General features: G+C 56.6%; 9 protein-coding genes. 4 read left to right on the top strand and 5 right to left on the bottom strand.

Annotated features, from left to right (window positions below; translation table 11 throughout):
• The first annotated feature begins 38 nt into the window (after positions 1 to 38).
• Genes ACONT6_RS02130 through ACONT6_RS02120 form a run of 3 tightly spaced genes read left to right on the top strand, consistent with a single transcriptional unit; the run spans position 39 to position 1,945 of the window.
• Positions 39 to 491: a DUF2214 family protein gene (locus ACONT6_RS02130; RefSeq protein WP_428820236.1), complete on the top strand. Its 453-nt coding sequence runs from the start codon at positions 39 to 41 to the stop codon at positions 489 to 491.
• 33 nt (positions 492 to 524) lie between these two features.
• Positions 525 to 1,142 (top strand): ABC transporter ATP-binding protein, encoded by a 618-nt coding sequence (locus ACONT6_RS02125; protein ID WP_428820235.1) that lies wholly within the window; start codon positions 525 to 527, stop codon positions 1,140 to 1,142.
• Positions 1,139 to 1,945 (top strand): ABC transporter permease, encoded by an 807-nt coding sequence (locus tag ACONT6_RS02120; RefSeq protein ID WP_428820234.1) that lies wholly within the window; start codon positions 1,139 to 1,141, stop codon positions 1,943 to 1,945. Before ACONT6_RS02125 ends, ACONT6_RS02120 begins: the two co-directional genes overlap by 4 nt.
• A gap of 31 nt (positions 1,946 to 1,976) precedes the next feature.
• Here ACONT6_RS02120 and ACONT6_RS02115 read toward each other — a convergent pair whose 3' ends face one another.
• Positions 1,977 to 3,146: a phosphatidylinositol-specific phospholipase C domain-containing protein gene (locus ACONT6_RS02115; RefSeq protein ID WP_428820233.1), complete on the bottom strand. Its 1,170-nt coding sequence runs from the start codon at positions 3,144 to 3,146 to the stop codon at positions 1,977 to 1,979.
• Positions 3,147 to 3,452: 306 nt separating this feature from the next.
• Between ACONT6_RS02115 and ACONT6_RS02110 the strand changes: the two genes are divergently transcribed.
• Positions 3,453 to 3,620, top strand: a complete 168-nt coding sequence (locus ACONT6_RS02110; protein WP_428820232.1) for a hypothetical protein — start codon at positions 3,453 to 3,455, stop codon at positions 3,618 to 3,620.
• A gap of 88 nt (positions 3,621 to 3,708) precedes the next feature.
• Here the strand turns inward: ACONT6_RS02110 and ACONT6_RS02105 are convergent, their stop codons facing one another.
• The 4 genes from ACONT6_RS02105 to ACONT6_RS02090 all read right to left on the bottom strand — a co-directional run bounded on the left by ACONT6_RS02105 (position 3,709) and on the right by ACONT6_RS02090 (position 12,017).
• Positions 3,709 to 4,173 carry a GNAT family N-acetyltransferase gene (locus ACONT6_RS02105; protein ID WP_428820231.1) on the bottom strand — a complete coding sequence of 155 codons (465 nt, stop codon included), beginning with the start codon at positions 4,171 to 4,173 and terminating at the stop codon, positions 3,709 to 3,711.
• A 76-nt stretch (positions 4,174 to 4,249) separates the two neighbouring features.
• On the bottom strand, positions 4,250 to 4,393 hold the full coding sequence (locus ACONT6_RS02100) for a hypothetical protein (protein WP_428820230.1): 144 nt from the start codon (positions 4,391 to 4,393) through the stop codon (positions 4,250 to 4,252).
• A 146-nt stretch (positions 4,394 to 4,539) separates the two neighbouring features.
• Positions 4,540 to 6,483 (bottom strand): aconitate hydratase, encoded by a 1,944-nt coding sequence (locus ACONT6_RS02095; protein ID WP_428820229.1) that lies wholly within the window; start codon positions 6,481 to 6,483, stop codon positions 4,540 to 4,542.
• Between the two features lie 56 nt (positions 6,484 to 6,539).
• Positions 6,540 to 12,017 carry a DUF748 domain-containing protein gene (locus ACONT6_RS02090; RefSeq protein ID WP_428820228.1) on the bottom strand — a complete coding sequence of 1,826 codons (5,478 nt, stop codon included), beginning with the start codon at positions 12,015 to 12,017 and terminating at the stop codon, positions 6,540 to 6,542.
• Positions 12,018 to 12,073 lie beyond the last annotated feature (56 nt).

Genomic DNA, 12,073 nt, shown 5'->3' with positions numbered 1-12,073 from the left:
ACACCAAATATCGGCGCACTTCAGCAAGGATGTCTCCAATGCCCGCACTATTTGCCAGCCTCCACCATCTGGCCTTTCTCGCCCTCGCAGTCTCGCTTACCACGCAGCTGGTCCTGCTCGGACAGCCGCTGACACTGCAGAATGCGCGTAAGTTGCTGCTAGTCGATCGTGTACTGGGTACATCTGCGCTCACCCTGCTGGTTGTCGGGTTTATACGGGTATTCCATTTCGAAAAAGGTGCTGCCTATTATTTCCACAACGGCGCCTTCCACGGCAAAATCACCCTGTTCGTGATCGCCGCGCTGCTCTCTATTTATCCCACCGTTCAGTTTCTGCGCTGGAACAAACCCCTACGCGAGGGCCAGCTACCACAGGTGGCCGACCAGCAGCGACGCAGACTGCGCCTGGTCGTGCACGCGGAGCTCACCGCCATGGTTGGCATGGCACTGTGCGCAGCGCTGATGGCAAAAGGCATTGGGCAATTCGGTTAGGCTTGTACTCCGTTACAACAACAGGACAACGCATTGGCGACGCTCACGCTTACCGGGGTATGCATCGGGACACTGGAGAACATTGACCTGAACGTAGCGCCGGGGGAAATCGTCTGCCTGTCCGGCCCCTCGGGCAGCGGTAAAAGTCGCCTGATGCGCGCCATCACCGACCTGGAACCCCACGATGGCCACGTCACACTGGGCGAGACCAGGCAGGCGGCCCTACCCGGCCACGCCTGGCGCAGAAAAGTGATGATGGTACCGGCGGAAAGCGCCTGGTGGTACGACACTGTAGGGGAGCACTTTACCGACACACGGAAAGCCGACGTGGATACCACCCTGGTTCAGCTCGGCCTGGCCCCCGATGCCACGCAGTGGCCCGTCACCCGCTTGTCCTCCGGGGAGAAGCAACGCCTGGCGCTGGCACGCGCCCTTTCCTTTGGGCCTTCCGCGCTACTACTGGACGAACCCACCGCGAATCTTGATAAGGAGAGCACCGCCAAAGTGGAATCCTGGCTGTGCGACAAGATCCGCAATGGCTGTCTGCCGACAATCTGGGTAGCACATCACGAAGACCAGATTGCCCGGGTGGCCGACCGTCACTATCGCATCAGTGGTTCCGGGATCATTGAACAGGAGCCATCGCAGTGAACGTGATCGCGCTCTCCTGGTGGCAATTGGCTCTGGCTGCACTGCTATTGATCGCGCTCGCCCTATGCACCTTTGCCGCGCGCCTGGGTGTGGGGAAAGCCCTGCTGATCGCCGCCGCCCGCACCGCCATTCAGCTCACACTGGTGGGGCTGGTGCTGGAAGCCCTCTTCGCTGCCGGCAGTCTGCACTGGGTGGTACTGATGGGAATCGGGATGCTGTTGCTCGCTGGGCGGGAAGTGGTGGCGCGGCAAAAGTACCGTTTGCGAGGCGGCTGGAGCTTCGGTATCGGCACCCTGTCGATGTTTATCTCCGCATTTGCGGTAACCATTCTGACACTGGTCGCGGTAATCAGCCCCACCCCCTGGTACGAGCCGCAGTACGCGATTCCTCTCCTGGGCATGCTACTCGGCAACACCATGACCGGTATCGCTCTGGGCCTGGACCGGTTGACTGAAAGTGCGCGCCGCTCCCGGAATATTATCGAAAACCGGCTGATGCTCGGTGAACCCTGGTTTCGCGCCATTGGCGAGTTCCGCCGTGAAGCCATGCGCTCTGGCCTGACGCCGATAATCAATGCCATGGCAGCCGCGGGTATTGTCTCCCTGCCGGGCATGATGACCGGCCAGATACTGGCAGGCACTGCGCCCGCCCTGGCCGTGAAATATCAGATACTGATCATGTTCACCATTGCCGCAGGCACCGGGTTTGGCACCTTTGTAGCAGTGGCGCTGTGTGCAAAAAGGCTATTTGATACAAGGGAGCGACTGCGGCTGGACAGATTGCAAGGCGCGGGAAAACCTTGAAGCACTAGCCTCCTGAAGCCCCCTGCCCCACCTACACCAGAGCTGGCCGTGCCTGCTGTTTTTGACTTGAGGGTGCAGGCTGTACATCTCCCACATACTGATCGTAAGCCCTAGCCAGCATATCGTCCTTGAGCTTATTGAGACCGTAGATTGTTTTACACTTGTCATAGCTGGCAAAGTCAATCATGACAATATTGGGAAAAAAGGCTTTCATCCGCATCTTGCCGCCCCACTCGAGGCATTTTATACGCTCCAGTTCCATCTGGTGACCAATGGACGCCTCCAGACCACAGCGCCAGAGTTCCCCCAACTTATGCACACCGGTACGGTTCCAGAGCACTTCATCGCGCAACTTGATACTGTGAGTGAGACCGGTCGCAGTCCAGTACATCATGCCCAGTACATTCGGGGATTGCAGGTCGTCGGAGTTAGCCATTTGTAGCATCAGCTTCTTTTGCTTGTCGAAGTTCTCCTGCCGCTTACCCCGTTTGGTTTTCCAAATATGCGAAATCGGTGTGCCACCTTTACCAAAATATTGCATTCCCTGGTAAGCGGGCTTATAGGCCTTGTTGGGCCCGCTTTTTGACTTGAGGGAACGGAAACCAAGAATGCCATGCTGAGGCCCCAGTGTAAGATCAGGGGTTTCGGCCAGGGCTTTGTCATTGAAGACACAAACTACCTTGCCAGCGAGGTCCTGCAAGGTGAGCTTACTGAATTCAATATCGTTGGTTTTCTTGAAAATTTTATCGTCCAGAATCGCCACACAAGTTTCAGCAATCAACTTCCAATTACTGCACTTGTCAAACTTGAGGATAAGGAATTCATTCTTGGTAACAGGTTCAGTGACAAAGCGCTTGGCACTCTTCAGCATATTGGATAATTTGAGACCTGTAGTGCCCAAGTTCATCCCCGAGCTGACTTCTATATTGTGCGTCTTGTTGGTGTGGTCGCTGTGCATTTTACGCGCCTTGGCTTTCTTGGCCGAGCCGTGATAAGCCACCAGAGACGCACCTTGCTCATCTCCCTGAGCGAGAATACGCAAGTCAAAAAGTCGAACACCGACCTTTGCCTGCTCATAGATATTCAGATTCTGAGTCTGTGCGTTACTCTTGCCGGAGGTAATCGCAGCATCATGGCTACCGGCAAAAATAATTTCGTGCAGGCGCCTTTGCGGGCCCAAATTGAAGTAAGTAATTTCCATATTGGCGTTCCCTGACCATTCCCAACCTGTTGATTAGATCCGTATAACACGCATAGACAGAAGAGGTCGAAGACTTACGATCTACAGTTATACACTCCGATCGGCATTGATATTTGTACGCTATCTAGCCACAAAATAACCCACAGGTCACGTTATTGGATGCGCCAGCAAACATTCTTTCTGGTGCGAAAGTACCAATTGCAAGGGGCGCATAAACAGGGAAAGGGGTTCAGTACGGCATTACCAATGTAAATGAATACCCCGTGCCTAGAAGCGCGGGGCATGAGGAGAAGGAGATTTTATTCAATGGGTGCCTTCAAGCGGGAAGATTGGGATACGTTTCCATTCAATCTCCACCCGCGGCAAGCCATCGAGCGCATTCATGGCCGAACACCGCAATTGTTCTTTGCTCATATTTCGCTACTTGCGCATCGGAAAGACAATCGCGCCAGCGCCCATTCGTTCCTTTATTGATAAAGGTTTCAGCGCCGCCATAACTGTAGTATTACCAGACTCGTTTCTTCACGGTACTTCTGGCGATTACGGGGAAAAAGATTTTGGATTAAAGCGCCCTGGACAAAAATCGACTGTATGGATCCGGCCTATAGGTACCGAACGGACCACACTCCTCGAAACCAAAACGTCGATACAGGCCAACTGCCGGTGTAAAAGCCTCGTTTGTCCCGGTTTCCAGACTGACTCGTTCATAGCCGCGGGATTGCGCTTCTTGCAGAATACGCTCCAGTAATCTGGCCGCAATTCCCCGCCGCAGAAAACACTTGTTCGTGCGCATGGATTTAATTTCTCCTTGTTCGGGAGAAAGCTGCTTTAACGCACCGCACGCGACCAGCTCACCATCAATGCGCGCGCCCCAGAATGTTATTGATGGGTCTTCCATCGCCGCAGTATCCAGCGCATGGATACTGTCTGGCGGAGAAAATAGACGCATCTCGGCAAGATGGTCCTCGAGTAATTGGATAATCGAACCATCGCTTAAATCGTCAACCAGGATCTCTATTTCCTGCACGCTACGCCTCCAATCATATCTAAACCTCTACATCAAATATCGTGGTGAAGGGCGTAGCTCACATCCAGACCGGCGCTTACATGAACTGTGCTGCGACGCGGCCTATCCAGATCCCGGCGGCAAAAATCTGGATTCCGGCAAAGATAACGCCCAGTACCGTCAGAGCATTCCTTTCATGCGGCCCCATGGCAGACCACCAGCTTTTGAGTGTTTCTTGCATTGTTCCCTCTCCTTGAAATAAATGCGGGTATATCTAGCCATAAACTACGCGAGCATCACCCGTTGCCATACCCTCGGGGCAATCATACTCGATTACAACCCCGGTACGAAACGGGGCCATTTCCAGTGCGCGAATGTACCCTACCCTCAACCTTGCAGGTGGTTTTTACGCACGTAATCAATCAGGCCACCGGCTATTACCGTCGCCACCTCTTCTTCCCCCATATTGTGCGTGACTTCCAGCTCCTTACCTTCTGCCAGCTTGACCATAATCTTTTTGCCGGCTTGCAATTGCTTCGGGAGGTTGTCGATTTCCAGCATATCGTCCTGATTCAGGCGCGCCAGATCCGCAGGCTCTTTGAACAACAGTGGTACCACACCGAAATTGATCAGGTTGCGACGGTGAATACGCGCCATGGAAACGGCGATCACCACACGTACCCCGAGGTAGCGCGGAGCAATCGCGGCGTGTTCCCGGCTGGAACCCTGGCCATAGTTATCCCCACCGATAACAAAGCTGTCGGCATTGAGCCTTTTTGCGCGCTGATAAAAGGTTTCATCGATACGGGAGAAGGTGTAGTGGCTGATTGCAGGAATATTCGAACGCAACGGCAGGATATCGGTGCCCGCGGGAAGGATTTCATCGGTGGAGACATTGTCCCCCGCCTTCAGCAGAATCGGTCCACTGAGTACTTCCGGCAGTGGATCAAATTCCGGCAGGGGCTGAATGTTCGGCCCCTTCTCCAGCTCTACCGGTATCTCATCGGTGGTATCGCGGGGTGCAAGCATCAGCGGACGCATGTCCTGCAGTTTTTCCGGCTCGGTGAATTCCGGATAGTCCATGTCCATATCCCGCGGGTCGGTGATCTTGCCCGCAAGCGCGCTGGCGGTGGCCGTTTCCGGGCTGCACAGGTAGACCTGGTCCTCCTTGGTACCGGAACGGCCCGGGAAATTGCGCGGTACCGTGCGCAGGCTGATACGCCCACTAGCGGGAGCCTGCCCCATACCGATACATCCGTTGCAACCGGTCTGGTGCAAGCGTGCCCCCGCCTGTAACAGACGGTTGAGATCCCCGTTGCGACTGAGTTCTTCCAGCAGCTGGCGACTGGTAGGGTTGATATCCAGGGAGATTTCCTGCGGGACATTTTTGCCCTCGACCATTTTAGCCGGAATGGCGAAGTCTCGTAGTCCGGGGTTTGCCGAGGAGCCGATATAACTCTGGTAAATTGGCTTGCCCGCCACCTCGCGCACAGTGACAACCTTACCGGGACTCGAGGGGCAGGCAATCATCGGTTCGAGTTTGGATAAATCCAGCTGCTCGCGCTGATCGTAATCCGCCCCCGCCTCCGCCGCCAGTTCGACAAAGTCCGCTTCACGCCCCTGCTGACGCAGGAATGTGCGCACGTTTTCATCTGCGGGGAACACGCTGGCCGTCGCACCCATTTCCTGCCCCATATTGGCAATGACGTGCCGATCCATGGCAGTGAGGTTGTCGAGCCCCGGACCGTAGTATTCGAACACCTTGTTGACCCCGCCCTTTACGTCGTAGCGCCGCAACATCTCCAGAATCACATCTTTGGCACTTACCCAGGGCGGCAATTTTCCGCTCACTTCGACACCGATCACCTCCGGCATGACCAGGGAAAATGGCAGCCCGGCCATTGCCAACGCCACCTGCAATCCACCCGCGCCCATGGCAAGCATCCCCATGGCGCCGCCGGCACAGGTATGGCTATCCGACCCAAGCAGGGTTTTTCCGGGTATGCCGAAGCAGGCCATATGCACCGCGTGGCTGATGCCGTTACCGGGGCGGGAAAACCAGATACCCCACTTGCGACTGGCGCTGCGCAAAAAGAGATGATCATCGGCATTCTTGAAATCCGCCTGTATCAGGTTGTGATCCACATACTGGGCGGAGAGCTCGGTTTTTACTTTCGGCAATCCCAGTGCCTCGAACTCAAGCATCACCATGGTGCCGGTGGCATCCTGGCACAGCGTCTGGTCGATTTTCAGTTGTACCGCCTCGCCGGGGGTCATCTTGCCGCTGACAAGATGCTGTTCGATGAGCTGTTGGGTGAGATTTCTGGCCATTAGGTCTCTCCTGCTATCGGATCGGAATCGGATGTGCTCGCCGTTTAGGATTCTGCTCAGTTAGAAAATTCCACCCGCGGCTCATCCGTGTCGGTGCCAATGTAATCGGGCGCGCACTGGATAAAGTCTTCCTTATTCAGCCCAGCGTCGATCAGGTGTTTCTGTACGTGAAGACTGCGACGGTTCGACAGTCGCAGTAATTCCTCGCGAATGACCCGCGGGGGATCGCTGTAAAAGTTTTCCCGCACTTCGCGCATACCGCGCATGGCACTGACTTCGTGGGGAAACATGTTTTCCAGATCCCTGGCGGTAGATACACCGCAGATTCCTGGTCGCGCCTTGTCGTTGTCGCGCATTTCTTCCACCATGCTATCCAATTGGGTTTTTGCTTTCGCGCTCAGGGTATCGCTGCCCGGGGCAAATTCAAGATCGGAAAAACTCACGGCGCGGAAACGCGCCCAGGCAAGCTTGGCGAGACTGTAGAAACCTACCGGACTAAAGTAGACGAACAGGGCCTCAAGAATGGCTCGCTGCAGGAGATCGCTGAAAATAAAGCTGAATGAAAATTGAGGATCGTAGAGCTCACCGGTTACCGGCATTTTGAAACGCACGTCGCCATTTCCATCCTTAAGCAAGGCGAGCGCCAGACTCAGCGGAATAATACTTCGTTTCACATTTAAATGATCTGTGTCACGCACTCTTCTCACTTTAATTTTTTGCAGCTCCATTTTTGCTAATGCATCGACCTGATTGTCGTCGACCTTGAGGTTAATCTCTGCATCCAATTGCCCCTGCAGAATTTTGTACCCGAGCAGAGAGGCCATATAGGGGGTAGCCGGAATCAGGTTGGCCCCCTCGACATAGCCGAGCAGCCCGCCATCCCAGTGATTGTTATCCAGCAGGTCGACCTGCCCTGCCAGGTGCATCTCGCTAAACCCGCCGGGACGCGCGTTGAACACCAGCAACGCCGGTGGATCATCGTGATGATTGCTCAATCCGTTCAATAGTAGATTGATGCGCCGTATGGGCAGTCTGGCACGTTGCTCGTGGGAGTTGTCTAGCCATAGGAATTTCCCGCGGTCCACATATAGCTGGCGAACCCGGTATTTGAACCGATTGGCTTTGCGCGCAATATCGCCCCGTTGATAACGGTAGTTTTCCAATTCCGGCGATGCGCTGCGGAAACGCTCCCAGGCCCCAAGATCCCCCTGACGCCCGCGCGCCAGAATACTGCGCGGTCGGATAAGGTCTATGGTGTCAATCTGCAGAATCTTTTCCGGCGGGAAATATTCAAACTGGCTGACGCGCAGGGCTTCAATTTCCGTATTCCATTGGTGGTTGACGAACTCCTGGGCGCGCTCATCGCGTCGGAATACCCGGCTATCGGCGATTTCCATAAACAAAAGACGGATCGCCTGTTTGGCCACACTGAGTTCGCGGATTTCCAAATACTCACTTTCCAACAACTGGTCCCCGGCAGTATTCAGAACCAGTAGCTTGTCCAACTGCGCCAGAGCCAGGGACAACTGCCGTTGCTCGAAGTCGAATCGTCCTGAGGTAAGCGCCGTCTCCAGATTGAAACAATGCCGCACTCCCCTGATATATCCTTCGGGGACACAGCTACTCACATTGTCTAGTTGCAGGTTTTTCGCGACCAGCTCCCGGTTGCCAAATGCCAACACATCCGCTTCCAACGTCGCAATATGCAGTAACTGGGATGGCAGGCCCGCAGGGAAGTCCTGCTGGGTAATCCGCACGCCATCCACTTTGATATCGCGAAACTGCCGTTGCGCCCTGCCACTGCGCAGACTGCCCAGTAACACCTTGTGCTCGCTGCCCATGGAAATACGACCCACCTCGTAGCAGGGTGCGAGAGACTTTTCCCCAAGTTTGAAAGGCTCGAGACAGCCATTGAGTCCCGTGACCTCGCCCTGTTTCAGCGCCACTGCCTCCGAGGAAAATACCAGCCCGTTCACCCCCAAATGGGTAAAGCCAAGGCGCTTTCGGTCTCCCTGGCGAAATGCAAAATCCTCCAGCGCAACTTTCCCGCTGGCACGCAGCGCGTCTGTCATTGCCAGTTCCTGCCGCCCTTCCACCATCAGTTGTCGGAAGGAAAAGCACAGGGGATCCTTCACCGAGGTGGAGCTACCATCGCTGCCCGGCAGGCAACCGGAAAAATCCCGCGCCAGCAGGTCTTCCACTCTCACCCGAGCGCCCCCTGCCCAGCGCATGGATTGCCACTCGATATAGTCGAGCTGCATGATCGGAGACGCCCCGACTTGTGCCGGAGCCGGCAACAACTTCAGGTTTGCTGCCTGCAATGGCCCCAGGGAGAGGCGGTCTGCTTCATCTCCCGGTGACATTTCTCCAGCACCACCCAGGCTGACCAGATTGTCGCCGCCAAGATGCAGGCTTCCGGAAGACACACAACCCCGCCAGCGGCCACTGCCTTCTCCCCGCAACTGCGCTGCGGCAAGCCAGTCATTCAGTCCGCAACCCGTGACACTATCGACCCGCAGATCGTGCAGGTTCAGCTGTACCGGGAGGTCGGGTGGCGCAGCCTGCACAAGCCCGATCTTTGCTACCTGCAATGCACCCAACTGCAACTGGGACGGGTCTTGCAGTCGATGGTGCAGAGACAGATTCGCTACCGAAATTCCTCCGTTTTCAGAACTGAAACGCTGACCGCGTACACAACGCGGCAACATGCGCTCCGGCTCCCCACTTTGCGGCCAGCAGGTAGCAACGGTCTGGGCCTGCAGTTGGGTGATTTTCCAGTCGGCACGGGCGCCGGGGGTGCGCGGCAGGTTGGCGTAGAGTCCCAGGCCGAGCAGCTTTTTAACCTCGATCGTGATGTCATCCTTGCCGCCGCTGAGCGCGAAGTGATCCAGCACCAGGTTGTTGAGATCCGCGCTGAATCGATCGCGACCGTAGTCCAGGGAGAAGCGATCACCGGTACGCAGTGTTTCCACCTCAATACAGCGTTTATCGCCGAAGCAGAAGTCCGCGATACCCAACGCTGCGCCAGGGAGATTCAGCCGCATGCGAACCGGCCGGGACTGCAGGCGGAAATCCGCCCGCGGCAGAAGTAACTGAGTAAGGGCCAACAGATCGTTGCCACTGGCACTTTTCACGTCGGCGGATTCCAGGCTGAGATCCGCCGCACGAAAGGCCACGCGCAAACGGCCACCGTCATTGGCGCTGGTAGGTCGCTGTCTATCCAGTTTCAGGTGCAGTGGCTGATGCTGCCGCAGATTGTGAACCGCAAAACATTCGGGACGATATTCAGGGTCAGAGCCTCCGGCTATGGCCTGCCAGGAAAGCGGCAGGCAGCCGTCCAGCGCGGTCAGTGACAGGGAGGCGAGCTCCAGTTCCGTCTGGCGCGCGACAATATTGTCGCCAATATTCTCTATGTGGCGGCTTTCCAGAGCCTGCTGCCGCGCCCGCTCGAGAGCCAACCGCTCCTCGGGCAGAAGTCCTTTTTCGCGGCCGTCGTCTGAAGCATTGCTATCACTAGCTGCATGCTCTTCACCGGGGAACCAGCCGTGTTCGTCTTCACTGGCAAAGTATTCACCAGGCTTCAATTGCTGGTCGCGTATGCGGAAAAAACCGTTGCCGGTATGCAGCTGGCGCAGCATCAATCCGGTTTGCTTACTCGCATCGTCAGCCAGCTGGTCCGACAACAACAGTGACGCCAGGCTCAGCTCGCCCAGCACCATGTAGGGTGATGGCGTCAACGCAAAGACAAAGTCGCCCTTTCCTTGCAGCTGTGCCACGCGACTACACAGGGGAGACATCCGCTGGGGCAACAGCCCCTCCGGCACACATCCGGTGAGTTTCTCGAGGTTGATGTCCTCCAGCAGATAGCGCTTTTCCTGTTGCGAAAGCTCAAGACGACGCCAGTTCAGGTCCACGATCGACACCTGATGCTCGGGACCATCCCGCCCGTCACTGAGCTTCAGTTTTTCCAGAGTGAGCGGCCCGCTATCCAGCACCCAGCCCTGCGCGGGGAGATGGTCCCGCGGCAGTTTACGGGCAAACTGTATCGCAAAATCTTGTGGCAAATTTAACTGGTTAAGCACAACACAGTGGTCCCTCTCACCCCACAGCTGCCCCGGAATACACCCGGACGCGCCGTCCAGAGACAGGTTTTGCAGTTGCAAGCGACGACTGTCATTGCGGTACTGCAACTTGCCGAGTCGCAGCATATTGGTATTTAACGGGTCCGCCTGCTGGCGATCGGTGCCCAGGTCCACCAGTGTGCCCTGTCCCAGACTCGCTTCTGCAAGATTGACGGTAAATCCGTCCCGCCATTCGAACCGGGTGGGCTGCGGCAAACGCAGGCTGCCCGCGCGCACGCAGTAGTGATGCGCGCCGTCGGCAGAGGAGCCGGTGCGCAGGCGGTTGGGACACCAGGAAAAACCGCTGGCACCGGCGCTCAGCCATTGCAGGGACTTGTCTTCACGCAGGAGGTCAAAGTCATTGATCGCGATTGTCTCGGCATGCCAGTTGGGATGGCGACGATTGCGATAGCGCAGCCGCACTTCCTGGCCGTCAACCCTGTGCCAGGCAATTTCCGACTGTTTTCCGAAAGAAAAGCTCGCCGGCCCACGCAACTGCAAACGACGCGCGGTGGCACAGTGGCCAATGGTTCGCTGCAACCCCGGCACCGCGTCCGCCCAGCGCTGGGGTGGGCAACCACCAAACTTGCGGGTAGAGAGTTCTGCCACGCTCAGCAGATTCTCCGGGCGGGAAAACTGGATATTCCGGGTTTTAAGACGCACCACCGCGATAGTGGGGTTTTCCTGCGCGGATTTGCGCATATCCCCTTCCCCCGGCTCCTGGGTTTTGCTGCCAACACCCGCACCCGAATCTATCTGAGGGATTTCATCCCAGGCCAGCAGGTTTTCCAGCGCCAGCTCGTCGGCGCCGATGGAAAACTGCAGCGGTTCTCCGGTTTTTTCGCGGTGCCCGGTGACAAAAAAGTCATCCAGGACCAGCTCACCAAAACGCGCACAGCTGGGGGAATTCCACTCGGGCTTGTGCTGGTAACAGACCACCATATCGCGCAGGGTTGCGGCGGTCAGGTCCACCCGCCAATGCCTGGGCTTCTTCTCTCCACCTTCCTTGAGCCGCCAGCCGCCAATTTCCCAAATCCGGCCGTGCTCGCCGGGCTCGGACTCGAGATCCATATACCCGCCTTCAAGCTCCACCTGTTTGACGTGGATCTTGCCCTGCAGCAGCTTCCACCAGCTGAGTCCGAGGGTTGCCTCGCGCACATTGAATCCGCGCTCGGATTCATTGCGCACTTCAACTCCTCGCAGGTGCGCACGCAGCCGCGGCAGGGAAATTTCCATGTGCTGAATCTGCGCTTCGAGACCGCGCTCGTGCAACCAGCGTTGTACCGCCCCCGGCAGCACAGCAGAGAGGAAGATGTTCAGTGCGCCAACCAGCAACAGGAAAAAGACCAGCCCCCACAGCAGGCGGTGGCTTCCTCTGGATTCGGCGGACTGACTGGCGGGCGAAGTGGACATCTATACTCGGCGCACAAAGAATTTCGCGCAGCCGCTATTCTGAATTCGGAAACTGC

This window comes from Microbulbifer sp. MCCC 1A16149 (genome assembly GCF_050368945.1).
GTDB lineage: Bacteria > Pseudomonadota > Gammaproteobacteria > Pseudomonadales > Cellvibrionaceae > Microbulbifer.
Note: the sequence above shows the minus strand (reverse complement) of the source record. Positions and strands in the feature narration are given on the sequence as shown.

What these genes read in the sequence shown, in the direction of transcription:
- ACONT6_RS02130 (WP_428820236.1), top strand. Translation starts at nt 39, where the DNA reads ATGCCCGCACTATTTGCCAGCCTCCACCATCTGGCCTTTCTCGCCCTC.
- ACONT6_RS02115 (WP_428820233.1), bottom strand. Translation starts at nt 3,146, where the DNA reads ATGGAAATTACTTACTTCAATTTGGGCCCGCAAAGGCGCCTGCACGAA.
- ACONT6_RS02110 (WP_428820232.1), top strand. Translation starts at nt 3,453, where the DNA reads ATGGGTGCCTTCAAGCGGGAAGATTGGGATACGTTTCCATTCAATCTC.
- ACONT6_RS02100 (WP_428820230.1), bottom strand. Translation starts at nt 4,393, where the DNA reads ATGCAAGAAACACTCAAAAGCTGGTGGTCTGCCATGGGGCCGCATGAA.
- ACONT6_RS02095 (WP_428820229.1), bottom strand. Translation starts at nt 6,483, where the DNA reads ATGGCCAGAAATCTCACCCAACAGCTCATCGAACAGCATCTTGTCAGC.
- ACONT6_RS02090 (WP_428820228.1), bottom strand. Translation starts at nt 12,017, where the DNA reads ATGTCCACTTCGCCCGCCAGTCAGTCCGCCGAATCCAGAGGAAGCCAC.